The organism is Listeria monocytogenes (assembly GCF_900187225.1).
Taxonomy (GTDB): domain Bacteria; phylum Bacillota; class Bacilli; order Lactobacillales; family Listeriaceae; genus Listeria; species Listeria monocytogenes.
Window position 1 is genome coordinate 2,042,513 of record NZ_LT906436.1, and the last position, 26,893, is coordinate 2,069,405.

The 26,893-nt window shown below is 39.3% G+C and carries 21 protein-coding genes and 1 other annotated feature; of the genes, 4 read left to right on the top strand and 17 right to left on the bottom strand.

Annotation, left to right across the window (positions count from 1 at the left end):
* Positions 1-7: 7 nt before the first annotated feature.
* The 3 genes from CKV70_RS10355 to CKV70_RS10365 are packed head-to-tail and all read right to left on the bottom strand — an operon-like array spanning position 8 to position 4,645.
* Positions 8-619, bottom strand: coding sequence for a YesL family protein (locus CKV70_RS10355; RefSeq protein ID WP_003723176.1), 612 nt, complete (start codon positions 617-619; stop codon positions 8-10).
* Between the two features lie 60 nt (positions 620-679).
* Positions 680-1,984: a glycoside hydrolase family 125 protein gene (locus CKV70_RS10360; RefSeq protein WP_014930998.1), complete on the bottom strand. Its 1,305-nt coding sequence runs from the start codon at positions 1,982-1,984 to the stop codon at positions 680-682.
* Positions 1,985-1,987: 3 nt separating this feature from the next.
* Complete coding sequence (locus CKV70_RS10365) at positions 1,988-4,645, bottom strand: alpha-mannosidase (RefSeq protein ID WP_014930999.1); 2,658 nt, start codon at positions 4,643-4,645, stop codon at positions 1,988-1,990.
* 243 nt (positions 4,646-4,888) lie between these two features.
* On the opposite strand from CKV70_RS10365, the gene CKV70_RS10370 reads away from it, so the two are divergent.
* Positions 4,889-7,999, top strand: a complete 3,111-nt coding sequence (locus CKV70_RS10370; protein WP_014931000.1) for an alpha-mannosidase — start codon at positions 4,889-4,891, stop codon at positions 7,997-7,999.
* Positions 8,000-8,067: 68 nt separating this feature from the next.
* Here the strand turns inward: CKV70_RS10370 and cspB are convergent, their stop codons facing one another.
* The 7 genes from cspB to CKV70_RS10405 all read right to left on the bottom strand — a co-directional run bounded on the left by cspB (position 8,068) and on the right by CKV70_RS10405 (position 15,668).
* Complete coding sequence (cspB, locus tag CKV70_RS10375; protein WP_003723180.1) at positions 8,068-8,268, bottom strand: cold-shock protein CspB; 201 nt, start codon at positions 8,266-8,268, stop codon at positions 8,068-8,070.
* Between the two features lie 288 nt (positions 8,269-8,556).
* On the bottom strand, positions 8,557-9,252 hold the full coding sequence (locus tag CKV70_RS10380) for a phosphatase PAP2 family protein (RefSeq protein WP_014600984.1): 696 nt from the start codon (positions 9,250-9,252) through the stop codon (positions 8,557-8,559).
* A 13-nt stretch (positions 9,253-9,265) separates the two neighbouring features.
* Positions 9,266-10,255: a diaminopimelate epimerase gene (dapF, locus tag CKV70_RS10385; protein WP_014600985.1), complete on the bottom strand. Its 990-nt coding sequence runs from the start codon at positions 10,253-10,255 to the stop codon at positions 9,266-9,268.
* A 111-nt stretch (positions 10,256-10,366) separates the two neighbouring features.
* Positions 10,367-13,132: an isoleucine--tRNA ligase gene (ileS, locus tag CKV70_RS10390; protein ID WP_014600986.1), complete on the bottom strand. Its 2,766-nt coding sequence runs from the start codon at positions 13,130-13,132 to the stop codon at positions 10,367-10,369.
* Positions 13,133-13,184: 52 nt separating this feature from the next.
* Positions 13,185-13,418: a binding site (T-box leader), on the bottom strand.
* Positions 13,415-13,942: a septum site-determining protein DivIVA gene (gene divIVA, locus CKV70_RS10395; protein WP_003723184.1), complete on the bottom strand. Its 528-nt coding sequence runs from the start codon at positions 13,940-13,942 to the stop codon at positions 13,415-13,417. It overlaps the preceding feature by 4 nt.
* Before the next feature lie 93 nt (positions 13,943-14,035).
* Positions 14,036-14,557, bottom strand: coding sequence for a transcription repressor NadR (locus CKV70_RS10400; RefSeq protein ID WP_003723185.1), 522 nt, complete (start codon positions 14,555-14,557; stop codon positions 14,036-14,038).
* Between the two features lie 4 nt (positions 14,558-14,561).
* Complete coding sequence (locus tag CKV70_RS10405) at positions 14,562-15,668, bottom strand: cysteine desulfurase family protein (RefSeq protein WP_014600987.1); 1,107 nt, start codon at positions 15,666-15,668, stop codon at positions 14,562-14,564.
* Between the two features lie 131 nt (positions 15,669-15,799).
* Here CKV70_RS10405 and nadB point away from each other — a divergent pair, with 131 nt between their 5' ends.
* From nadB to nadA, 3 genes are read left to right on the top strand one after another with little or no spacing between them, the layout of a single operon-like run.
* A complete protein-coding gene (nadB, locus tag CKV70_RS10410; RefSeq protein WP_014600988.1) occupies positions 15,800-17,254 on the top strand; it encodes an L-aspartate oxidase in 1,455 nt (484 codons plus the stop codon).
* Entirely contained in the window at positions 17,251-18,096 is an 846-nt protein-coding gene (gene nadC, locus CKV70_RS10415) for a carboxylating nicotinate-nucleotide diphosphorylase (protein WP_014600989.1), read from the top strand. Before nadB ends, nadC begins: the two co-directional genes overlap by 4 nt.
* Entirely contained in the window at positions 18,093-19,193 is a 1,101-nt protein-coding gene (nadA, locus tag CKV70_RS10420; protein ID WP_014600990.1) for a quinolinate synthase NadA, read from the top strand. Before nadC ends, nadA begins: the two co-directional genes overlap by 4 nt.
* A 326-nt stretch (positions 19,194-19,519) precedes the next feature.
* Here nadA and inlL read toward each other — a convergent pair whose 3' ends face one another.
* The 7 genes from inlL to ftsZ all read right to left on the bottom strand — a co-directional run bounded on the left by inlL (position 19,520) and on the right by ftsZ (position 26,859).
* Positions 19,520-21,400: a class 1 internalin InlL gene (gene inlL, locus CKV70_RS10425; RefSeq protein ID WP_014600991.1), complete on the bottom strand. Its 1,881-nt coding sequence runs from the start codon at positions 21,398-21,400 to the stop codon at positions 19,520-19,522.
* Between the two features lie 291 nt (positions 21,401-21,691).
* Positions 21,692-22,795 carry a lmo2027 family class 3 internalin gene (locus CKV70_RS10430; protein WP_010989877.1) on the bottom strand — a complete coding sequence of 368 codons (1,104 nt, stop codon included), beginning with the start codon at positions 22,793-22,795 and terminating at the stop codon, positions 21,692-21,694.
* A gap of 405 nt (positions 22,796-23,200) precedes the next feature.
* A complete protein-coding gene (locus CKV70_RS10435; RefSeq protein ID WP_003731984.1) occupies positions 23,201-23,977 on the bottom strand; it encodes a YlmH family RNA-binding protein in 777 nt (258 codons plus the stop codon).
* A gap of 123 nt (positions 23,978-24,100) precedes the next feature.
* A complete protein-coding gene (locus CKV70_RS10440) occupies positions 24,101-24,391 on the bottom strand; it encodes a YggT family protein (RefSeq protein ID WP_003724066.1) in 291 nt (96 codons plus the stop codon).
* Positions 24,392-24,413: 22 nt separating this feature from the next.
* On the bottom strand, positions 24,414-24,872 hold the full coding sequence (locus CKV70_RS10445; protein WP_003724067.1) for a cell division protein SepF: 459 nt from the start codon (positions 24,870-24,872) through the stop codon (positions 24,414-24,416).
* 3 nt (positions 24,873-24,875) lie between these two features.
* Positions 24,876-25,565 (bottom strand): YggS family pyridoxal phosphate-dependent enzyme, encoded by a 690-nt coding sequence (locus CKV70_RS10450; RefSeq protein ID WP_014600993.1) that lies wholly within the window; start codon positions 25,563-25,565, stop codon positions 24,876-24,878.
* Positions 25,566-25,683: 118 nt separating this feature from the next.
* On the bottom strand, positions 25,684-26,859 hold the full coding sequence (ftsZ, locus tag CKV70_RS10455) for a cell division protein FtsZ (protein WP_003731982.1): 1,176 nt from the start codon (positions 26,857-26,859) through the stop codon (positions 25,684-25,686).
* Positions 26,860-26,893 lie beyond the last annotated feature (34 nt).

Sequence of the window (26,893 nt, forward strand, 5' to 3'; positions counted from 1 at the left end):
TAAGGGGTTACTTAGGCTCCATTTGCTTGAAGCGGTGTAAGTTGATTTTCATTATCCAATAACTTGGTAAAACACCAGAAATAAACAAAATAAAAGCAGGCATTTTCGAAATTAACCATGCGCAAAAAACTAGCCCAATAACAATCATAAAAGTATTTTTAAAACTAGTAATCGCGAGCAAGAACGCTTGCCCGACATAAGCTCGCACATTTTTCATTTGGAAGTGGACAAACACCGTGAAATACTGCAAAAAAGCAATCCCCACGAGAAAAAGCAAGAACATTAAGAAGAAGTATAAAATCGTCGACCAAAAACCTTGCATCAATTCAAAAACAATCCGCAAATCTGCATAAAGAAAAATCCCTATTAGCGCAAAAACCCCACCCGCTAAATTAGCCGAAACAAACACCTGTTTATAGGTTTGCCAAGCAGATTTCCAAACTGGCGTATCCAAGTCCCCCCGAGCCCATTTTCTTGTTATCGTAAACAAAGCAACCGTCGCTGGCATAAAGCCAAACACAATCCCACCAATTAATACGAGGAAAAGCCATACTAAGTTTGTCCAGACGAGCCGGATAATCCAGTCGCTAATAACTGAGAATTTATCAATAAGTTTCATTCTTCTTCTCTCCTTTGATAGTAAGAGAAAGCCTGAGTTTTCGCTCAGACTTTTCTTTTTTTATTTACTTAATGGGCTTCCTTTCACATACACACCGCACAAACTTAAAACAAATTCACTAAACATCGCATTAGACCAAGCAAACCAGTCGCGCGTGAATTCAGATGGATTCGAGGCATTGACACCCTCGTGCATATAATCCGTTCCACCATCGCCAGCAATCAGCATCTCTAAAATAGCTTGTTTTTCCGCTTCTGTTTCTGCAGTCAATCCTTCGCTGCTAAGCGCAATCGGCCATACATAATGATCAGGCGTATGTGGACTACCAATTCCTGTAAGTACACTGCCTTCGACAAAATAAGGATTTTCCCGACTTAAAATAAGTTTTCTGGTCGCTTGGTATGCGGGGTCAGTTTTTTCGCAAAAACCAAGGTATGGTGCAGCAAGCAAGCTTGGCACGTTAGCATCATCCATAAATAATTTACGTCCCGTTCCGTCAACTTCATACGCGTAAACATCGCCGTAATACGGGTGCGCTTGTTTGGCATAGGTTTCAATCCCTGCGGCAACTTCTTTTCGTAAATCCGAGCTCTCTTTCGGCAATTCTTTATCTTCCGGGTAAAACGTCGCTACAATTTCTTGGACGTAATCCATCACCACAACTAAAAACATGTTACTCGGTACAAGATAGCCGTACATACACGCGTCGTCACTCGGTCTAAAGCCACTCCAAGACATACCAGTATAGCTTACATCTGTTCCTTTTCCGTTATTATTTAAGGTATCTGATTGACGCACATTTTCTCGTTCAAAACGATACGGACTTTGCTCTGTATGTTTTTGTTCGATTTTAAAAACTTCGATGATTTGATGCAATGCTTTTCTAAATTCTTCGGTAAAATGACCTGTACGGTTGGTACTTTTCCATAATAGATACGCTAATTGAATCGGATAGCAAAGTGAATCAATTTCATATTTTCGTTCCCAAACCAGGTCGGTCATTGCTGTTTTGTCGTTTTGAAATCCCGCCCCATTCGCCGATTTATTAAAAGCATTCGCGTATGGGTCATGCAAAATACATTTAGTTTGTAACTTTACGAGGTTTTCAATAACAGTCGCCATTTCTTCGTCTTCTTCCGCCACAATTAAATATGGTCTAATTTGGCTTGTAGAATCGCGTAACCACATCGCTGGAATGTCTCCTGTAATAACAAATGGAAGCCCCTCTTCTGTTTCTTGTAAAGTAGTTGTATACGTATTCTTAAAACATTTTTCAAACATGCGATGTAGTTTTTCATTTTCTGGAAAAGTCGTTTTCACTTTCTCTATCCATTTGTTAAAACTTGCTGGTACTTTGTTTGTCATGTATTACACTCCTTTTAAGGTGATGATTTCGTTTGGACTAGCGGTAAATTGTTTCTTGGCATCTCCCGTTGTTTCTTCTAAAATTGTTGAATTCTGCCATGGACGCTCAGTTGTTAATAGTTTTGGTTCACTTGCAGTTTGATAGAAACGGATAATCGGTTGGTTGTCTTTAGCGAGTTTAAATGCTGAGAAGACAAATCCAGCCTCTGTTTTCCATTCTGCAAAATCTCTTTTTTCTGCGAGAATTTTTTCTTTCGTTGCTGATTTGTGTTGGAATGCAAAAATAGGAGTCAAGCGTGCGTTTACTTGTGCTGGGATGGAGCTATTTGCAACATCAGAATCATCAGTCAGAAATAAGTGAAACTCTGCTGTAATCTCTCGGTGGCATTCCGCTTCATATGCCGGAAAATCACCCCAATCGCCTATTTCAGATACTGCGCGAAGCAACGTTAATTCCAATTTGTCACCATGTTCGCTTACTTCATATTCTGGTAAACCAAGACTTGCGACAACGATATTTCCACTAGCAACAAAGCCTTGTTTTCGGTTATCTTTAGCAGGATTCGTCCATTCTTTGACTTGTTTATTCGCGCGTGTTACTACTTCAAAAACACTTCCCGCTTGATGTGTTTCTGTTTGTTTTCCAGTCGGGAAAAGTACGCGGAGTCGATGGTCATCTACGTTATTATTTAGTTTCACGCGGATAGTTAATTGTTTATCGTGTTTGTTTAGCGTTAATTCTGTCGTGATTTTAAATGTAGTAAAATTTTCCGAGCGCTCCGACTGCCGATCCGGATGCCATACTAGGCGACGTTTTTCTTCGGCAAAGGTGGCACTTGCGCTTTCTGGTATTTCAATTTCATGGTTTATTTCGATTGTCTTGCCGAGTTTATCCTCTCGTAGTACTCGAATTGCCGGTTTGGAATTAAGTGTATTTATTCGTAAGTTATCGCCGGTTTCTTTAAACATATATTCATTACCAATGTCGCCCACGTCCTCATAAGCCCCAACACCCGAAACTTCTACCGACTTCTCTTTATCTAAAATCGTATACGTCCCATTTGCCGCAACTTCCACTTTTAAAAAACGGTTTTCTAAAGAGAAATCTTGTGTTTGGTTCGCTGATTCATTCACCAAATCGACCGGATACGCGTAAATTGTTTCATAACCAACCGCTGGCAAATTTTCTACGGTGAAAGTTAGTTTGTACTTTCTCGCAAAATAAGAATCGCGGAATTTCCGTTCTGGCAAATCGTAATTGAAACGAATGCCAAGCGACTCAACTACAACCGGAATTTCCTCGCCGGTACTTGTTTCCAGCCGAAAACTTTGCTCTGGAAGTTTCGCTAATTCATCCGGTATTAATTCAAAATGCATCTCAGAAAAATGAATTGCGTCTGTTTCAATTTCAAGCTCTACTGTTCTAGTCGCTTCGATACCACCCGCATGAAAAACCGTAAGCGGAATACCCGTTTCATTCGTTGCGATTTGTTCCGTTATTCGGCGCGCGGCGTTTTGAATAATTGCCATAGTCGTTTGTTCAACTTTTTCAAAACGAGCTTCCATTTCGCGGTGCACCTCATCCAAACTACATCCAGTAATACTGTCGTGGATTTGATTTTCCATGAGCAATTTCCAAGCATAAGCTAAGTATTCATGTGGATACTGGACACCTGCTTCCGTCGCCATCACAGAAATCGGTTCAGCCAAACGCTCTAATAAACGCTCTATTTTCGCATTAGCTTGTTTTAAGTAAATACGTGAAGATGCTGTGTTGGCGAGCGTGGACCATCCATCTGATTGTTGGCTCGTTAATTCTCCGTGAACCGTTTGTAATTTTCCTGGCTCAAGACCAGCTTTGACAGCCTCTTGGTATTTTTCAAAATGGCTATGGATAAACTTTACATCAGGATAAAGTTCCCGCGCCACTTCCAAGGCTTCCGCTAAATCAGTTTGCACTGGCTGATGATCACAGCCGTTCATAAATAGCCATTCATCCGTCGACGCGAACCGTTCCACATCCGCTAACTTCTTATCCCAGAAAACTTTTGCGGCTTCTTTATCCACCGGAATTTCATTACCATTGGAATACCAATTCGCCAGTAAAATTCCTAAGACTTTCGAACCGTCCGGGCTTTCCCAAAACATTTCCGAATATTTCGAGGCAAAAGCACTATCAAAAACTTGATTGTTAAAGCCCGTTGGATTGACTCCACGACCGAAAACAACTGTATCAAAACCAGCTTGGCGCATGAGTTGGGGTACTTGGCCATATAAACCAAACGTATCAGGGAAATAACCAATTTTCTCTGCTTGCCCGAATTCCTCTGCCATTTCTAAACCATACTGCAAATTACGAATATTCGCTTCTCCACTCGTTAAAAAAGCATCCTGCAACATATACCACGGTCCAATTCGCAGTTTCCCGTCCGCAACCAGCTGCTTCATTTTTTCCTTTTTAGCGGGTTTCACAGCCAAATAATCTTCTAACATAATCATTTGTCCATCCATATGAAAATGATGGAATCCATCTTCCTTATCAAGTAATGCTTCTACTTCGTCCATCAGTGTAACGAGCCTAAATCTCAAACTTTCCAGTGGTAAAAACCATTCTCTATCCCAGTGAGAATGAGAAATAATATGCGCTTTCTTTCTAGTCATTTTGCCCCTCCAAATATCCTTTTTGTATTCGCTTTCAAGCTAAGTATAGTAAGGGCTAGAGTGAATTGCAATGCTAGCCGAAAAACTACTATGAATAATCCATTTTCCCTTGATTTGTCCATTAGAAGAAAGCGTAATCCTTCCCACTCTAAGGAAAGTTTCTGTCATACCTAAAAAAAGCCAAATTGACATCCTTTCCCGCTATGATATATTGAAACCGTTCTAGACAAAAATAGAAGGGATATGAGTATACATATGTTTTTCACTAAAGATAAACTACGAGGCAGGCTGGATGAAGTTGCGCTTTATCGTTACGAAAAAACTTATCCTATCCGTAATTTCCAAACAGCCGAGGATATGGATGGAGAAATTGCTGCACGACCAGATAACATCTTGTATGATAACGAATTAACTATCGGGGAAAACTGGTCAGGTAGGGATCGTTATGTCTGGCTCAAAACAACCATTACTTTTCCAGACACCAAAACTGGCACGCGTTTGATTGGCTACTTTGATTTTGGAAATACCGGCGACGGCCACAATTCTGGCTTTGAATCATTATTATTTGTTAACGGGGAACCATACCAAGGCGTCGATCAAAATCACCGCGAAGTTCTTTTCCCAGATAGTTTTGCTGGAAAAAAGGTGGAACTGGTCTTCCGTTTATGGTCCGGACTGGAAGGTGGCGGAACCCCAACCATCCAGACACACCAGTTAAAAGAAGCCTTTATTGGATATTTAAATCTCGTCATTGATGATTTGTATTTCACGAGTAAAGCAACTTTAAAAACACTTGACCAACTCGAAGAAAAAAATCCAACCTATGCACCGCTCCTCCAAGCGATTAATCGCGCTTACCTTGCGATTGATTGGAGTACACCTGGATCTGAACAAAACCTTGCCTCAATGGCAACAGCCAACCAAATCTTACAAGCCGCACTGGAAAAAATGCCGAAAAACTTTCCTATCAAAGTGGCGGCTGTTGGACATACGCATATAGATGTAGCATGGCTATGGCGCTTAAAGCATACTCGCGAAAAAGCCGCGCGATCATTCTCGACCGTGCTTCATTTAATGGAAGATTACCCTGAATACTTATTTCTCCAATCGCAACCACAACTTTACGCCTACATCAAAGAAGATTACCCAGAAATATATGCTAAAATCAAAGCGAAGATCAGTGAAGGAAACTGGGAAGCTGACGGCGGAATGTGGCTTGAAGCTGATTGCAATATTCCTAGTGGCGAATCGCTCGTTCGGCAAATGCTCTACGGTCAGAAATTTTTACGCGAAGAGTTTGGTAAACCTTCTAGTTTTCTATGGTTGCCAGATGTATTTGGCTATAGCTGGGCTTTACCGCAAATCCTTCGCAAATCAGGTATTAAGACTTTTATGACAACCAAAATTAGCTGGAATCAATATAATCGTATGCCACATGATACGTTCCAGTGGCGCGGGATAGACGGAACAGAAATTCTAACCCATTTCATTACTGCTCCAGAAAAAAATAGCCGCATTTCAACTTATAATGGCAAAATGACGGCGCGCGAACTTGTTGGTCTTTGGGACAAATATCAAGATAAAGAAGTGAACCAAGAATTACTACTTGCTTACGGCTACGGCGATGGCGGTGGCGGTGTGAACCGAGAAATGCTAGAGATGCGCCGTCGTTATGATGCGATGCCAGGAATTCCCGAAGTAAAACCAAAAAGTGCTACTGCTTATTTCAACGATTTACACGAAACGATAAATACGACAGACCAATATGTTCATACTTGGAACGGTGAGCTTTACTTCGAATATCATCGCGGAACTTATACAAGTCAAGCCTTTACGAAAAAAATGAATCGAAAAATCGAACTCGGCTTACGAAATAGCGAATGGCTTTCCGTTTTAGCAAATCTAAAACAAGGCATAACTTACCCAACTGAAAAATTAGCAGGCATTTGGCAAATTTTACTTCGAAATCAGTTTCATGACATTATTCCTGGCTCTTCTATAAAAGAAGTCTATGACGATGCTCTAATTGAATACACGGAAGCTATGACGGAAAATAACGTGTTAATTTCTAAGCAATTGGCCAGTTTAACAAGAGCAGCTGAAGAAAAAATAACGCTTTGGAATAGTTCCACATGGACCAGACCACGATACATCGAAATTTCACCTGAAAACCCAGCGGACCATTTAGCCTTTTATGATGAAAATAATATACTGCTGCCTGCGCAAAAATTAGTAAATAATACTTGGCTTATCCAGCATCCAAACTTACCTGTGCTTGGTGCCGCAACTATTTCTGTTAAAGAAACACCGAACATTTTAGGACAGTCATCCTTTAACTACAACAATAAACAACTAGAAACACCATTCTATCAAATAAAATGGAATGAAGTCGGACAATTCACGTCCATTTTTGACAAAAAAAATAACCGCCAAGTACTAGCGGAAAATACGCGAGGTAATGTATTTCAATTATTTGAAGATAAGCCGATGTGGCATGACGCCTGGGATATCGACCTATTTTATCAAGAAAAACAAAATGAAATCACCGCGCTAGATTCAGTTGAAATAACGGAAAAAGGCCCGCTCCAATTCACCATGAAACAAGTGCTACATTCCGAAAAATCACAAATTACCCAGTGGATTCATTTTTATCACGAAAGTCCTGAAATCCGATTTGAAACTGAGGTGGACTGGCGAGATCGCAACCAGTTGCTCAAAGTCGCCTTTCCTGTCGACGTGCATGCAAGTGAAGCTAGCTATGATATCCAATTTGGAAACGTCAAACGGCCAACGCACTGGAATACAAGCTGGGACTATGCCCGCTTTGAAACTGTTGGCCATCAATGGGCTGACCTTTCAGAAAAGAATTACGGTGTCAGTTTGTTAAATGATTCCAAATACGGCTATGATATTAAAGATTCTACAATCCGTCTAACCTTGCTTAAGGCAGCGGGCTATCCTGATCCAGATGCTGATTTAGGAATCCATCAATTCACTTATTCGCTCTATCCACATCAAGGCGATTTCTTAGACGGGGAAACAGTCCAAGCAGCCTGGGAATTGAATAATCCAATTTTCACTTCCAACGGCGAAATTGAAACTTTTTCTCTTTTCCAAGTGACAAATCCTTACGTGATGATTGATAGCGTTAAACAAGCCGAGGACGGGAATGGCTTCATTCTGCGCTTGCATGAATTTGCGGGAACGCACGGTGAAGTGACATTCAATAGTGATTACACCATTACTTCCATCACAGAATGCAATCTACTCGAGGAAAACGAAACATCACTTCCTACACCAACATTTACAATAGCTCCATTTGAAATTAAAACATACCGAATTCATTTAGCATAAAAAAACACGCAGCAAGGCTTCTCCCTAAGAAGTCCGCTGCGTGTTTTTATTAGTTTAACGTGAACAGATTAAAGTTTAGTAACTTTTTCTGCTTGTGGGCCACGTTGGCCTTCAACGATTTCAAATTCAACGCTTTGACCTTCGTCTAAAGTTTTGAATCCTTCACCTTCGATAGCGCTGAAGTGTACGAATACATCGTCTCCGCCTTCTACTTCGATGAAACCGAAGCCTTTTTCACTGTTAAACCATTTAACTGTACCTGTTTGCATATTTCACAAACCTCCAAAAATTTTCTTAATATGTTTCTTTTACTAACGAAAAAGATGTTAACAACAAGCTAATCATTTTTTCAATTACAAAATTCACATATTAGCAAAGATACTCACTTCACATCAATATCCTTGATAATAAGTAAATTAGCTACTATCAACACTTATATATTAACGCCAACGAGCAAATAAATCAAGTGAAAAAGCTGTACGGTTACAAAATAGATTATTCAGTTTACTATCTGAAAAACCCTGCTATAAGTTAATTCTTATAACAGGGTTTTTATATTATTCTGTAATACTTTTATCTTTAATCCGCCATTTCACAAGTAAATCATGTAATGGTTTTCGTACTAAGAAATAAACACCTAGCGAGATAAACACCGATGCTGTACCCAGGAAAAATCCGCCAAGTACATCCGTCGGGAAATGCACACCAAGATAAACGCGTGTATACATGACAAACAGGATGAAACCATAACCGATAATGCCGATAACGATTTTTTGCCACATTTTTGGTACAGTGAAAATCAAGAACATCGCTGCAAGGCCATAAAAAACCGCCGTTGCCGTTGCATGTCCACTTGGGAAACTAAAGCCTGACTCGCTCACTAACCAATTCACACTTGCCGGACGCGTCCGACCAACCAAACTTTTCAAAACAAGATTTAGTACTACGCCACAAACGAGCATCGTTCCACCAAACCAAAGTCCGACAACAAATTTTCGTAAAAAGAATAAAATAAGAACGACTACAATGGTCAAAATGATTGTTGTTTCTGCGCTTCCTAGGGTAGTTAGAAATTTAACGATGGCTGTTTTATCCGGTTGGATGCCACTACGGATTTTTTCAATCCAACTTAGGTCAAAACGTGCTACCCAGTTACTTTCTGTCGCAATAGCGGAAGCGATGGTAATAAATAAAATAAGGCAAAATCCGCCGATAACGAATAGCGGTGTTGCTTTTTTACGATTTGTATTCATGGTTAACTCCTTTTCATTCGGTTGTTTTTAGAAATTCTTTTACTTCTTTTACAAGCTCTTGATACTGTGCTTGTTCTGGTGTCGCTTCATTTGTAAGCTCAGTAACTGTGTCGCTTTCGTAGCTAACTGACCCCGTGCTAACAAACGTTGCATTACCAATTAATTGTAGCGAAATATCACCAGCTTCGTCTTTTTTGGCAGTCACTTGTACTCGCCCACCATCATTATAAACATTAAGTGGTGTTTCAAAAGTATCCTTATCTAACATTTTTTTAATTAAACTACAAGCTGACATCGCCGTCCCGCATGCATTCGTAAAACCTACACCGCGTTCAAATGTCCGCACATAAATCGCATCATCGCTTAATCGTTTCACAAAACTAACATTGACACCATCTGGAAAATAAGGATTTTCGCTGTTTAAATAACTCGCTAAAGTTTCTTGTCTATCCGAGTCTAACACGGTTTGGTCCACAAATGTAATCAAATGCGGATTAGGAACAGAAACAGCAGAAAAAGCGAGTTCTGCATCAAGTTCTGGAACAACTTGATTAAATAATTTTTCCACACCGACATTCATTGGTAAACTTTCTGCGTTAAATTTAACTGGAGAAATTTCGACTTGGTACGTTGGAATATCAAAACCAAGCGAAGTTGCTTTTTTGACATCTAGTATCGCTTTCATTGTTTCGACTTTTGCTTCTGTTAATGCGTGCTTTTCAAGTAAATAACGAGCTACCGTTCTTAGGCCATTCCCGCACATCGACGCAATCGATCCATCCGAGTTAACGACACGCATTTGGCCAATTGGTCCTGCTTCACTGCTTTTTGTGACATATAAAATTCCGTCTGCCCCGCCAAGCGAATGTTTTCTATCGCAAAGTTTTATCGCAAAATCAGCACGTTTCGCATCCGACCAATCCATTATTTGATTTTCCTCTTCATCAACTAAGAAAAAATCATTTTGCGAACCATGTACTTTCGTAAAGTGAATTGTTGCCATTACGTCAAGCAACCTCCTTTATTTGGAATTACGTCTATAATACCACATCTTAAATTAAAAAAGCTTGGGGAACCTCCTTTTGAAATGAGTAGGATTTTCCCCAAGCGGGCATTAAGCTTCGTAGTGTTTTACAACAATATCCGCACAGCGGCCACAAAGTGTTGGATGTTTTGGATTTACGCCTACATCTTTTTTCACTACACGGCAACGTTCACAAGTTTCGCCTTCTGCTACGGTAATTTGAACAGCTACTTGATTTGATTTGAATGCAGATTCTGGTGCATTTTCTAAACCTTCAACTAGTTCAAAGTCAGAAACGATAAACAGTTGTGCAAAATCGCCTTCTAAAGAATCAAATAGTGTTTTCGCTTCGCCGTCTACATATAAAGTTACTTTAGCAAGCATTGATTTACCAATTAATTTTTCGTTACGAGCGAATTCTAAAGCTTTTTGAACGTTATCACGGATTTGCATGAACGTGTCCCATTTCGCTGTAATTTCTTCGCTATCAGCTAATACTTTTACATCTGGTAAGTCTTGCAAATGAATACTTTCCGCGCCTTCACCGATCAAGCTATTCCAAACTTCTTCTGTTGTATGCGGTAAAATTGGAGCAAGTAATTTGGTTAACGTAACAACCGCTTCATAAAAGACTGTTTGCATAGCACGACGATCATGACTATCAGCCGCTTCGATGTAAACAACATCTTTGGCAAAGTCCATATAAAATTGACTTAATTCTACTGTACAGAAATTATTGATTTGGTGGTAAATAGTAGAGAATTCAAACGCTTCATAGCTATCCTTCACATTTTTCACTAAATCATTTAATTTAATTAGCATATATTTGTCTACTTCACGTAGGTTTTCATAAGAAACCGTATTAGTAGTTGGATTAAAGTCATTGATATTTCCTAGTAAGAAACGCATTGTGTTGCGGATTTTACGGTATACTTCGGATACTTGTTTTAAGATTTCATCACTAACGCGAACGTCGGCTTGATAATCTACTGAAGCAACCCAAAGACGAACAATATCCGCACCAAGTTGTTTAATTACTTTGCCCGGAAGAAGGGTATTTCCAAGAGATTTACTCATTTTACGACCTTCACCATCAAGTGCAAAACCATGACTTAGCACATTACGGTAAGGCGCTTCGCCAGTGATTGCTACAGCTGTTGTTAAAGAGGAGTTAAACCAACCACGATATTGGTCAGAGCCTTCCATGTACAAATCAGCTGGACGACTTAATTCAGGTCGAGCATTCAGCACGGCTTGATGACTTGAACCAGAGTCAAACCAAACGTCCATAATATCCGTTTCTTTTGTAAATTCGCCATTTGGACTACCTGGATGCGTAAACCCAGCAGGTAGCAAGTCTTTAACATCTCGCTCAAACCAAACATTCGAACCATGCTCACGGAAAAGTTCCGAAATGTGGTTGATTGTTTCGTCTGTGATAATCGCTTCTCCATTTTCTGCATAGAAAATTGGTAGTGGAACGCCCCACGCACGTTGACGAGAAATAACCCAATCGCCGCGGTCGCGAACCATATTAAATAGACGTGTTTCACCCCATGCTGGAGTCCAGTTAACACCTTTAACAGCAGCTAGTAAATCATCTCGGAATGCGTCAATCGAAGCAAACCACTGTGCTGTTGCACGGAAAATAACTGGTTTTTTCGTACGCCAATCATGTGGATAAGAGTGAGTGATGAATTCCATTTTTAGTAATGCGCCCACTTCTTCTAGTTTTTCTGTCACCATTTTATTCGCTGTATCATAAAATACGCCTTCAAACCCTGGTGCTTCCTCTGTAAATACACCGCGATCATCTAAAGGAGCAAGTATTTCTAAATCATATTTTTTCCCGATTAAAAAGTCATCTTCCCCGTGTCCAGGAGCCGTATGAACCGCACCAGTACCAGCTTCAGCAGTGGCATGCTCCCCGTTCATTACTAAGGAATCACGGTCATAGAATGGGTGTTTTGTTACAACGCGGTCAAGTTCAGAACCACGAACCGTTTTCACAACTGTCGCATCTTCAAAACCTAGTTTTTCACGTAAGCTTGGTAAAAGTGCTTCTGCTACAACATATTTTTCTCCAGCGGATTCAATCACAACATAGTCCAAATCAGGGTTCACTGTGATACCCATGTTTGCTGGGATTGTCCAAGGAGTCGTTGTCCAGATGACGATATTCGTTCCTTCGTCTAGTACACCTTTTCCGTCCGTTACTTTGAAAGCCACGAAAATCGACGCAGATGTTTTATCTTGATATTCGATTTCTGCTTCTGCAAGTGCAGATTCACTTGAAGGAGACCAATACACTGGTTTTTTCCCTTTGTAGATGTAACCTTTTTTCGCCATTTCACCGAAGACTTTGATTTGCTCTGCTTCATATTCTGGTAAAAGAGTGATATAAGGATTTTCCCAGTCACCATTAATTCCAAGACGTTTGAATCCTGTACGTTGACCGTCTACTTGTTTCATCGCATATTCGGCACAAAGTTTGCGGAATTCAGCGATAGACATCTCTTTCCGTTTAACGCCTTTTTTGGCGATAGCTGTCTCGATTGGTAGTCCGTGTGTATCCCAACCAGGAACATATGGGGATCTGAAACCAGCCATTGATTTATAACGAACGATAATATCTTTGATTGTTTTGTTTAGAGCGTGACCCATATGAACTTCACCGTTTGCATATGGAGGTCCATCATGTAAGATATAAGTCGGACGCTCAGCATTTTTTTCTTGAATTTTCTCATATAGCTTTTCTTCTTCCCATTTTGCTTGCCATTCAGGTTCTTTGTTTGGCAAATTTCCACGCATCGGAAAATCTGTTTTTGGCATTAATAACGTATCTTTATATTCCATACTCTCTTCTCCTTTAAAACTTTATTTTTAAACACAAAAAAATCTCTCCCAAAAAAGGGACGAGATTCGCGGTACCACCCTTGTTGACATGCATGTTAATTGCTTGCCCACTTCATTAATGCCATAACGCTGGCTCGCGCTAACACTTACTCAAGCGATTGCTTTTTCGGGTTAGAACTAAAGAGTGATTTCGATTTTTTAGAGGATAGCTGGTCTCGCACCATGCACCAACTCGCTTTGTATCCTTTATCTAAAAAACTTACTTGTCTCTAATAATCGTTTTTAACGTTCTTCAGATTCAGCTGATTCTACTTCTTTAATAGACGCAAGTTCTGTCGCATCTACATCGTAAGCCATCATTTGCTGCCAATCTTCACTTTTAATTAAATCCATTTGTGCTTCCACTAGCATACGCAGACGCTCACGGAATACTTTGGATTGACGTTTTAGGTCTTCAATTTCAATTGCGATTTTGCGCGCTTTAGAAAGTGAGTCGCTTAGAATTCGGTCAGCATTTTTTTCTGCTTCACGGATAATAAGTTTGGCTTCTTTTTCAGCGGAAGCTTTCACTTCTTCGGCAGCTGTTTGTGCCACGATTAATGATTTGTTTAATGTTTCTTCAATGTTGGTAAAATGACCTAAACGTTCTTCACTATTATTTAAAGTGTCCTCAATACGCTTTTTCTCTTTGATAACTTGTTCATAATCTTTAATGATTTGATCGAGGAAGTCATTTACTTCGTCTTCGTCATAACCTCTAAAACCACGGGTAAACTCTTTGTTATGTATATCCAGCGGCGATAATGGCATATCTAGCACCTCCATACGACTATTGTTTATAAATACCTAACATACATTCTACCATAGTTACTAGCTTTTTCCTAGAATTTATATTAAAAATGGTTAGATTAAAAATCCTGCTTTTTCTAAGGCCTCAATTGCTTGTTCTAATTGCTCTTTTGTATCTGCTTCAATCGTATGCAAATGCGTGCCGTCTGTTAGGCCCGACAGCATAGTGGCACCAGTCGTCTGTACTTTTTTAATGAATTTTTCGACATCAAACCGGCTCTTCAAATGCAAAGATGCAGTAATTTCTCCGTAAATCGGATGGTCAACTATCACATCCACAACAGAAACTCCGTGATCGACTAAAATATTTAATTCTTCCGCCGCTTGTTCTTTCGTGTGCTTCACGGCAATCACCCGTCGTTCCCCTGCAAAACTTGTTTCTTTCGCATAAATATAGCCTTGCGGTGTAGCCATAATTGGCTCATTTCCGGCTTTTAGTAAAGAAATATCTTGAACAATGACTTGGCGACTAACATTTGTCTTGCTCGCAAGTTGGTTTCCAGAAATAGGCGTTTCCGCTTCTTTTAACCATTTTAAAATAAGTTGCCTGCGTGTATTTCCTAATATTTTTTTCATCTTCTCACCTTTTTCGTAGTAATTTATCTAGTTCCTTTTTAAAAATCAGACTATCGCTTAATTCATTTTCTCTCCCAAATGACAATCGAATAAAGCGACTTGCTTCTTCTATCGTTTTCCCAGTAGCGAGTAATGTTCTGGACGGCGCTGGGTCACGTAAACTACATGCGCTCGTTGTCGAAATTTGAATGTCCGCTTCGTTAAGTGCGAGTAATGCTTCCTGCCCTTGCATGTTCGGCAAAGTGATCCCTAAAATAAACGGAGATGTATTTAATCCGCCTTCCACCTTGACTTTCGCTGTTAACATTTCGCAAATCGCCTTTTTCAATTCTGCAATCCGCCGCGCTTCTTTTTCTCTATTTTCCATTATATCATAGGCAGCTGTTGTAAAGGCAGCAATTGCTGGAACATTTACAGTCCCCGGTCTATAGCCGAATTCATGATGCACATTCGGCAAAGGAACCTGCATAGGAACATCTGGCTTTATAAAAAGTAGTCCCGCTCCTTTTGGACCATAAATTTTATGCGAGGAAATACTAAAGCTAGTCACGTCACATAATGCTAAATCTAGTTTACCAAAGGATTGAACGATGTCTGTATGAAAAAAAATGCCCGCTTGTTTAGCAATATTCGCTAATTCTCTGATTGGCTGAATTGTCCCAATTTCAGAATTCACGTGTTGAATAATGATTAGCCCTGTATCCGGAGAAATCATCTCACGTAACACCGCAGGATCTACTTTACCAACAGAATCGACTGGTAATATTGTCATTCGGCATGCCCCGGCTTCTTCAAGCGCCTCTAGTTGCTGCCAAACAGAGGCATGCTCCATTGGGCTTACAAGTACTTCTTTCTTTTCCGTTGAATGTAGTAGCGTTTGAATCGCGATTTGATTACTTTCTGTGCCACCACTCGTAAACATAATCCCTCGCCTTGGCACATGTAAAATTTCCGCAAAACTTTCCCGACATTTTTCCAAAAGCGCTGCTGATTTCGTCCCGGCGTCGTGTAAACTTTCCGAATTAGCGAAGAACTCTCTGGAGGCGCTTGTAAAAACTTCTATCGCTGCCTCACTCATTCTCGTAGTAGCCGCATGATCAAAGTAAATCATCTCTTTATCTCTCCCCTAAAATTTTATACTTGAATTTCGTTTTATTTTGTGTGATTATAGATGACAAGACAACTGTATATTCACTAAAAAGTATACAATTAATCTAACCTACTATGCAAGAGGTGGAAATAATGATAAAAGAACGAGTGATTATAGTTGGGAGCGGCATTTCAGGTTGCACTGCTGCTCTCAGATTAATGCAGGACTATGATGTGACAATAATCACAAAAGGCTACAAAGAAGAAAGTAATTCGATGCTCGCGCAAGGCGGAGTGGCAGCGGCAGTGTCAAAAAACGATACCCCGAAAAAACATTTTAGCGATACTTTTCAAGCCGGTTGTTTTCATAATAAAGTTCTCGCAGTAAATCAACTCGTTACTCACGGACCAATGGTTATCCAAAAATTAATCGCAGAAGGGATGGCTTTTGATGAACAAGACGGTGAACTTGCGCTTGGTTTAGAAGGCGCCCACCAATTGCCACGAATTTTACATACTGGCGGTGATCAAACCGGCAAATTTCTTACTACTTTTTTACAAGAAAAATTAACAAACATTCACTGGCAAGAGCAAAAAATGGCTATCGAAATTATAAAACAAAATGATACGGCCATAGGTGTCCATTGTTTAGATAAAGAAAATCAGCTACATACTTATTACGGTGAGCATATTATTTTGGCAAGCGGCGGACTGGGGCAACTTTTTCCAGTTACGACGAATGCGGCGACGATTTCTGGTGACGGCTTAGCGCTAGCTTACCAGGCTGGTGCGAAACTAACCGACATGGAATTTATCCAATTTCATCCCACTCTCCTCTTTCTAAACGGGCGTTGTCATGGGCTTATTTCAGAAGCTGTTCGCGGTGAAGGAGCCAAACTTATTCGCGTAGATGGTTCAGCAGTGATGACTAATGTCCACCCAAGAGCTGACCTCGCGCCGCGTGATATTGTTGCTGCCACCCTGTTTGCAGAAATACAAGCTGGCAATGATGTTTTCCTTGATATCACTATGATTCCTAATTTTGAAGAACGTTTTCCGGGAATTTCAGCTAACTTAGACGCACATCACGTCCCATTTCGCCAAACAAAGCGGATTCCGGTTCATCCTGGCGCACATTTTTTAATGGGTGGTATTCGCACCGATCTCTATGGAAAAACAAACATTCCCGGTTTATACGCCATAGGTGAAGTCGCAAATGCAGGTGTGCACGGAGCCAATCGCCTCGCCAGTAATTCCCTTCTTGAAACACTCGTCTTTGGCGAAAAAGTAGCGGAATACATTTACACGCAAAAAACAAAGCCAACTAACTATCCAGAAATTCCTCTTTCTAGCCAAACCCCAACGCCCCATTTACCAGATAAACAATTACTTCAAGAGAAAATCTGGGAAACGCTTGGCATCACAAGAAAACCAGAAAAAATCACCGAATTTCTTCACTGGCTTACTGATTTCGATTACGCAAATCACACTCGAAAAACAGCGGAAATTAGCCACATGCTTATCACCGCAAAACTAATCGCCGAAAGTGCGCTCAAACGAACAGAAAGTCTTGGTGCACATCGAATTTTAAAAGGAGTAATAAAATGAATTCCATACTTATGAATCAAGCAATTCAAGCATTTTTACTAGAAGATATTGGTCAGTATGACTTAAGTGCAGAAACTGTTTTTCCCCGTGACACAATGGGAGAAGGTGTTTTCCTAGCAAAAGAAACAGGTATTCTTTGTGGCATTTCCATCCCGCTGAAAGTTTATGAACTGCTCGGTGGAAATATACAATTTGAAGCTTATAAAAAAGATGGTGACTGGATTCAAAAAGGCGATATTATCGCGGCTGTTAAGGCTCCCGTTCGCACGTTACTTTCCGGTGAGCGGGTCATTTTAAATTTAATGCAACGGATGAGTGGTATCGCTAGCCAAACTAATTTTGCTGTCAAACAACTGGATGATTCCGCTATTCGAATTTGCGACACGCGGAAAACAGCGCCCGGTCTGCGTGCCTTCGATAAATACGCGGTACAGACTGGTGGCGGCTTTAATCATCGCAACGGTCTATACGATGGCGTTATGCTAAAAGACAACCACATCGCCTTCTCTGGAGGTATTACAAGTGCTGTATCTACTGTACGGGAAAAACTTGGCCATATGATAAAAATCGAAGTGGAAACGGAAACTGCTGAACAAGTAAAAGAAGCAGTTCAAGCCGGCGCAGATATCATAATGTTTGATAATCGCACACCGGAAGAAATCAAGCAACTCGTTAAGCTAGTTCCACCGCACATTACTACAGAAATTTCCGGTAATGTCACTTTAGAAAATATTCATCGTTATAAGGGTTCTGGGGCAAATTACATTTCTTTAGGATCCTTAACGCATTCCGTTCGTGCGTTTGACATCAGTTTTAATAGCAAAGGAGGAATAAAGGCATGAATTTACTAGAAACGGTTGAACAAGATACAATGCCAACTCATTATAAGCAAATGACGCAGGCCGAAATGATTGCTCGTGTCACGGAAATTAAAGATCAGCTTGGCGAGAATCTCTTTATCCCCTGCCACCATTATCAAAAAGATGAGGTCGTTCCATTTGCTGATGCGATTGGCGATTCTTTACAATTAGCGCAAATTGCTGCACAAAATAAAAAAGCCAAACATATCGTTTTTTGCGGTGTTCATTTTATGGCAGAAACAGCGGATATGCTTACGACAAGCGAGCAGATTGTTACTTTGCCAGATATGCGCGCTGGTTGTTCGATGGCAGATATGGCGGACATTCATCAGCTAACAAATGCTTGGCCAAAGCTCCAAACCCTTTTTGGCGATACGATTTTACCTGTCACTTACATTAATTCCACTGCAGCGATTAAATCCTTCGTTGGTGAACATGGTGGTACTACGGTGACATCTAGTAACGCAACAAAAATTGTCTCATGGGCGCTCGAACAAAAAGAGCGGATTTTCTTTCTTCCGGATCAACATCTAGGTCGGAACACTGCCTTCGAACTAGGCATTCCCCTCGAACATATGGCAATTTGGAACCCGATAAAAAATGAACTGGAATATGAGGGCAATTTGGATGATTGTAAAGTCATTCTTTGGAAGGGCTACTGCTCTGTTCACCAACATTTCACAGTCAAAAATATCGAGAACATTCGTAAAAATCATCCTAATATGCGGATTATTGTTCATCCAGAATGCACGCATGAAGTTGTTTCTTTAGCAGATGATTCCGGCTCGACGAAAAAAATTGTAACTGAAATAAACAATGCAGCGCCAGGTACAGAATGGGCAGTTGGAACCGAAGCTAATTTAGTTGGTCGCATTATCCAAGAAAATCCGGATAAAAAAATCGTTTCACTGAACCCATTTATGTGTCCATGTATGACCATGAATCGAATTGATTTACCGCATTTACTTTGGACACTAGAAGCTATCCAAAACGGCGAACGACGTAACCAAATCAAAGTTGACGAACAAACAACCAAATTCGCTTTAAAAGCCTTAGAAAGAATGCTTCAATTAAGCTAACAAAAAAACGAAAGCAATAACTGCTTTCGTTTCAGCTCCATAATTTATAAAAGCTTCTATTTGTCAATCTAAATTTTAATCTGTAGAACTTACTCGAGTATATGCTACTATCATGACTAAAAAGCAACTCTTTTCACAACCAATTAATATCCACCCTAGCTATACATTGAAAAAAGTGTATTTACAATGATGGTTTTGGGTATATTTTGGGTATACCCTTTTTTTACATTTTTGCTTGCCCTTGATTTAAATAAACAAATTCTCCTTAAATAAAAACTAGGTTGCCCATCTTTTTTCTCAAGTGGGCAACCTAGTTTTATTATATTTTAGCTATTTTTTTGCTTTTTAAGTCGAAAGAATAAAACAAAAGATAGACACACGGTGATGAAACCAAATATGCTATACAACACACTATCCCAAAGATTATCCCCAGTAGTTGGTAGTTTTAAATTTCCCGCTACTATCGGTTGTTCCTGATGTGTTGCTTTTATTTTTAAAGTTCCGGATTGTTTCGTGGGTGTTTGCTGTGTACTTGGTGTGTTTGGGTTAGCTGGTGCTGGTACGACAGGTTTAATCGGTGTTATTGGTGGCGCTGGAACAACTGTTGCTTTTACAGTCACCTTAATCGTAACAGAATCTCCGGCAAAACTATAGGTTACCGGATAAACGCCTGCTTTCGTAGTGTCTACCGAACCGTCTACTTTCACCTCATCGAAGGGAACCGCGACACCGAGTGAATCTACTGCACTATCAAAATTGTCCTTTGCACTCCATGTATCTCCTACATTCATTGTAGAATCATGTGCTTTAATCGAAGCTGGTATGGTTTTGTACACATACGTTACTGTTTGTGCATTGGTTTTGAAAACACCACTCGCGTTCGTCGGCAATTTGCTTTCATCCAATGTGTAACCAGCAAATTCTTTCGCTTTCGTTTGGTATGGATCATCTACATTACCAGTTAAGTTATCGGAAGCTGTTAATATTTTTCCCTCTTCATCTAGATATTTCACGGTAACTGGTGCTGCAGCGACACTATTTTTTGTATATACATAGATCACTGTTTGAGGCTCCTCTGTAAAAGTCCCCTGGGCATTCGTAGGTGTTTGTGTCAACGTATAGCCATCTATCGTTTTAGGCGTTGAAGCATAAGCATCTCCTTCATTACCAGAAAGGATATCTGGTGTGGCTAACGTATCTCCATTACTATCCAGGTATTGCACGGTAACATCCGCTCCTTTTAGTGGTGCGGTAACTTTAATTGGAACTCTCACTTTTGCAAAAGGATTAGAGTTCGTCGATAAGGTGCTTTTAATCGTGATATAACCATCCCCCACGTCTGTCGCTACACCGTTAGTGAGTATATTAGCAGAAGTCACATCATCATAATACATAAATTCATGTTGACTAAAAAGAGGTATATTAGATTTCAATCCTAGATTTGTTTTATCAGGAGTTAATTGTTTGAAGTCAGTATTTAAAGGAACCTCTATAGTTCCTCCTGTATAAGTCAATTGATCTTGTTTTTGGAGATAATCTATTGTTGGGTTATCATAAAATTCCAACATGTTTCCCCCACTATTAAAATTGTCCAAATAATTAGCCGGAATATCAGAAGCAATTTGATTACCAGCAAGAGACATACTTAATTTCCCATCATGCATTGCTTTCCAGTTAGTTGTAAAAATACTGTCGGGAATAGTAACTAACTTCTGATTACTTACATCCAAAATCTTTAGATGAGAAGCTAGCGTAGTAATTTCTGTGGGTACCTCTGTAATATTACCCCTACTGATATATAAGACTTCTAATTTAGGTAATTGGAATACCACCATAGGAAACTCCTGTAAATTATTCTCATCTACATTTAAAGTGACTAATTCTTTTAAACTCCCCACACTCTCTGGCACTTCTGTAATAGTGCCATAGTTAGCTTCTAAAGCAGTTAAGTTCTTATAATCCGATATTTTATTTGGGATTGAATCTGCACCAAATACATGTATTTTTTGGATGGTTTCCAAATCAGCTAAAGTAATGTCTTGCCTATTTTTGGATAAAATCTTTTCGGTTTCGGCAATAAAAGGCTCGTTACCATCTAGCTCCTGTTCAATCCATGAAGTGGAGGCTGCCTGTGCCTCTAACATTTGGAAAGGAAGTACTGTCATGAACAATACCAACAACAGAAGATATACAAATTTCTTTTTCACTGTAGTGCCACGTCCTTAGTTTTATTTTTATACTTCTAATTATACTCTTTGCCTAAAAAATAAAATCCTAAAAACAGACTATTAATTACCCTACTTCGTCGTTATTGTGTCTTGTCATATATTGCCTGTCAGCTTCAGATATGTCCTTTTTTCACACATCGTAAAACACTTAATATACCTCGCTAATGACTATAGTTTTTATCATAAAAACAGCCAGAAAATTAATTCCTGGCTGTTTTTTTACTATATTTACTTTTCCTACATACCCCAGTTTCCTGGGTCTCCTATGTTCTAATTAACCGTAAGTACCCAATCATATACGCAACCTTCTTGAGTAATAGGGTATGCATCATTGAATTGAACGTTGAAATTGTATACACCCGGACTAAGTTCTGATGTGTCAAGAGTAATAGATTCTGTATCCGCATTGGTAGTAGTTACAACTTCTACCGGAATATCTGCTGAATAACTACCAAGCACTGTAGGATTAACCAACATATTAATCTCTGCCAATTGGAAGTAAATAGGTAGCTGGATTGTACACGTTTCCCCTTGCTTAATTATTTGATCTGGCACGGTCCCAGATTGATTTTCAATAAAAATCGAATTTAACACATTGGATGGGAGTTCATTTAAGTGATTATAATCTAGATTTAAATTATTCAAATTGGATAAATTGGTAAAGTTGGTCATGGTATTCGTTAAATTGTTAAAGCTTAAATTTAATTCAGCTAAGTTAGTTAAGTTTTGAAAATCAGGAAGATTGGTTAATTGATTGTGACTTAAATCTAACGTAGATAACTTGGGTATAGTATGAAAATCTGGCACATCATCACTTGTAATCATCATGTCGGCCATATATAACTGGCTTAAGTCAGGCATGCCAGTGAAATCCGGGATTGCTCCGATTAAGTTGCTTCCGCTCATGGTAATGGTGACCATTTCAGGATAATTTTGGTAGTCTGGAAGAGATAAGTTTCTAGTTACCCCTTCAGGTGGAGTATTAAAGAATAATGTGTTTAGATGTGGAATAGTAGAAATATCAGGGAACTCCGTTAGATCTTCTCCAAATTCCATAACGCTAACAATATTGACGTTGTTAAACATGGCACGCTCTAGTAATTGCATGGAATCATTCGTAATTGTTTCTGTTTCAAATCCTAAGCCAGTTAATGCATCCAAATCATCTTGGTCAATAACATCATTCACAGAGTCTTTGTTCAAGTTTTTAGCCATATCTTTGGCTAATCCTTCATCTGGAAAGACATCAATAATTGGAGCAGGTAGTGGATATAAATCGGATGCAGCTTTTGCTTTTAGATCTCCACCAGTTATGGTTAATAATAAGACAGTTAACAACAATGTTGTACTTAAACCCGTTAATATTTTTTTCAATGAATTCAATCCTTTCTTTTTAAAGTGATTAAATCATAACATGTAAATCCACAAGTATTTTTTTATACATCAGATTTGAACATTAACTAACTTTTTTCAATCTTACATAACCTATCCTAGTATATTGATAAGTAAGATACAAAATAGACGCAAAAGAAGAGAAGACACAAAAATCATCTTCTCTTCTTTTTATTTCAAATCATTAAAGGTTTTTCACCGAATCTAACTCAATGCTATTGAGTTAGATTGGATGGAAGGTCTTTGTGCTTGAATTTTGTATTTTGAAACAAAAAATATCTTCTTCTGCAATGGCTAATTATTCATATTATTATAAAGGCCTCCAATAAAACGCTATTTATAATTTGATATTACAGTCTGAAACGAAAGCAGCAGCTGCTTTCGTTTTTATTTTAAATAGCCAATTTCGATCCGAATTTTATCTTTTTTCGTTCTGCCGCCAGTCGATAGTACTTTTACTCGACCATACCCGCGAGCAGACAATACATCTTCTTCCTCACATTCAAAATCTGGGTTTTCCACTGTTTTCCAGTTTACTTTCACTAGTCCCGCAGTTACCAATTGTTTCGCCTTCTGTCTAGAAATATGATGCGCATTACTAATAATCACATCAAGTCGCATACTAGAAACAGTTAAGCCCATCTCTTCCCAAATAACCGGCGCATACACAGCATTAGTTAATTCCGTTTCCTCTAACATCACATTTACTTTACCGATTTTTTCAAGTTGTAATGTCAAATAATCCTTCATTGTACTTTCTACTAATAACTGCCATTCGGTACCATTATTTAAAATATCTCCAAAAATATCGCGCTTCATTCCAAGCGACATTAGTGTTCCAAGGATTTTTTGATGTGTGAGGGTCGTGAATTTTACCGGGTAGCGTATATGAAATAAAGCAATCTCAAAATCCGCTTCTGTTGGCGTATAATAATCTGGATAAATCAGTGCGCGCCGTCGCTCCGCGTGCGCCACTCCACCAAAAAACTGTACATTGATCTCATCATAACCGCCGATAACAGTTTCAGTAATAAAACGCTGTCTCGGATCCAAGAAATCCGTAAGTTGTGGCGTGTATTCATTCTCAACTTGCATCGTAATCCCTAAAATCTTATCAATAAATGCGTATTCTTCTGCGCGAAAATGCTGATAAATTCCATCCATCATAATTTCTCCCTTTCAATCCGTGCCGAGTCTTTAGCCCTATTATACCATGAAAACAACTGCTACCAGGCTAATCTTGCTTATTAATAAAAAAAGCCACCCATTTAAAAACGGGCGCGCTTTTTAAAATAACATTGGAATGACGTACACTTGAATTAAACCTGTCAAAACTCTCATCGCATATTGGAAAATGAAATAAGCCACAAGGGACGAAATATCAAACATACCAATCGGCGGAATAATCCTTCTAAAAGGCTCTAAAATAGGTTCAAAAATACGTGCTAAAAATTGGCCGATTTTTGATTCTCTTGCACCGGGAAACCAGCTCATCAAGAAATAAATAAACATGAGTGTTGGCAACCATCTGATAATAAACAAAATGATTTCCACCACTTGATATAAAATACTTTGCAATCTAGCTCACACCTCTACTTCATCACATAAAGTTTTGTTCATCGAGCATTTCGGAAATAGAGCCATCCACTTCCACATTGTCTGGAGTACATAAGAAAATATTATTGCCAACGCGTTGAATATCTCCACCCAATGCATACACTGTACCGCTCAAGAAATCGACAATACGTGTCGCTTGATCATGGCTAATACGTTGCAAGTTCACAACGACAGATTTATATTCTTTCAAATAATCCGCAAGTTCTTGTGCTTCAGCATACACACGCGGTTCAGCAAGTACCATACGACTAGAAAACTGAGCTCCCTGCATACTAACCACCTTTGCATCATCTTCTTCTACTGCATAAAAACGATTTTTATTTGGTTTTTCTTTCTTCGTTTTCTTTTGCATAGGTTCTGGTTCCCTCGCTACTTCCTCTTCATAATATTCCTCTTCTTCATCTAAGAAAAAGAATGACTTAAATTTATTCGATAGTCCCATTTGTTACACCTCCATATTATCGTCATTCACCAAAGCTCTTCCTACTCGTATAAATGTTGCACCTTCTGTAATCGCAATTCCGTAGTCATTTGTCATCCCCATAGATAACTCTGTACATGGAATATTTTTTAACTGAAGCGCATGAATTTCTTGCTGCAATTGCTTTAACTCATGAAATACGTGATGCAGCTCTATGTCGCTATTTGTAATAGGTGCCATTGTCATTAAGCCAACAATCTCAATAAACGTAAAATTCGCTTCTTGTAAAAAAGATAGCGCTTCTTCTTTGGAAAAACCATGTTTACTTTCCTCGCCAGAGATATTTACTTGAAGGAAACATTTCACTGGTTTAGTAGCACGCTTTTCGATTTCCTTTGCTAGCGATGATCGATCAAGCGAATGCAAATAATCGATTTGTGGTAACACATCTTTTACTTTGCGCGTTTGCAAAGAGCCAATGTAATGCCAACAAATGTCGTCTTTATCTGCAAGTTCGACTGTTTTTTCTAGGAAAACATCGGCACGATTTTCACCAAAGTGGCGAATACCTAAATCATAAAGCTCCGTGATTCCAGTTACATCAATCGTTTTCGTAACAGCTACCAATGTTACATCTTCCGACTGACGATTACTTTCTTCACAGACATGCTCGATTTGTGCAGTTACTTTTTGTAAATTAGCTTGTTTTGTCATTTTTTATCACCTTATATAATTCCCGAAGTGCTTTATTTAAAACGCTTCTTGTTATAATCAGATACCCGGTCACTTGGCAATGCTTCAAAAGTGGCCGGGTGAAATTGTGTTATAAGTATTATCCGCGACGGTTACGGTTACGGATAAATGCTGGTACATCAACATCTGAACTATTTTGTTGTGGTTCAGCTTGTTGTTCATGAACTGGTGCATTTGCTTGTTGTGGTGCATTTTGCGCATAATCATTTTGTTGTTCGTCCTGTACAGCATAATTAGGACGATTTACTTGAATAGATTGATTTGGACGGCGATTTGCTTGCGCTTGTTGTTGCGCTTGCTTTGCTTCATCAAAACCTGTTGCAATAACAGTTACAATCAGTTCATCTTTTAATTCGTCGTTAATAACAGAACCGAAAATCATATTTACATCTTCATCAGATGCGCTTGATACGATTTCTGCTGCTTCTTGTACTTCATAAAGGCTTAGGTTAGATCCGCCTGTAATATTCATTAGCACACCTTTTGCACCATCAACAGAAGTTTCAAGAAGTGGAGAAGAGATAGCTTTTTTCGCAGCTTCAGCAGCACGGTTTTCACCAGTTGCAATACCGATTCCCATAAGGGCAGAACCGCGATTAGTCATAATTGTTTTCACATCGGCAAAGTCTAAGTTAATTAAACCAGGAACGGCAATCAAATCAGAAATCCCTTGTACACCTTGACGTAAAACATTATCTGCTTCACGGAAAGCTTCAAGCATCGGTGTATTTTTATCCACAATTTGAAGTAAACGGTCATTAGGAATAACTATTAACGTATCCACCGCTTCTTTCATTGCTTCTGTTCCAGTTAAGGCTTGTTTCGTACGTTTTGGTCCTTCAAAACCAAATGGTCGAGTAACAACACCTACTGTTAAAGCGCCCATTTCTTTTGCGATTTGAGCGATAACAGGTGCAGCCCCAGTTCCAGTTCCGCCGCCCATTCCAGCAGTTACGAATACCATATCAGAGCCTTTTAAAGCTTCTTCAATTTGTTCGCGGCTTTCTTCTGCAGCCTTTTTACCAATTTCAGGTACAGCTCCCGCGCCTAAACCACGCGTTAATTTTGTACCGATTTGTAATTTTGTTTCTGCTTTTGCTAAATTAAGTGCTTGAGCGTCTGTATTAACGGAGATAAATTCTACTCCTTGAACACCATGCTCAATCATACGGTTTACAGCATTGTTCCCGCCACCGCCAACACCTATTACTTTAATTGTTGCCAAACTTTCTGAACTAGTGTCAAATTCTAACATATTATTGCCTCCTATTTGCCGATTTATACGATAC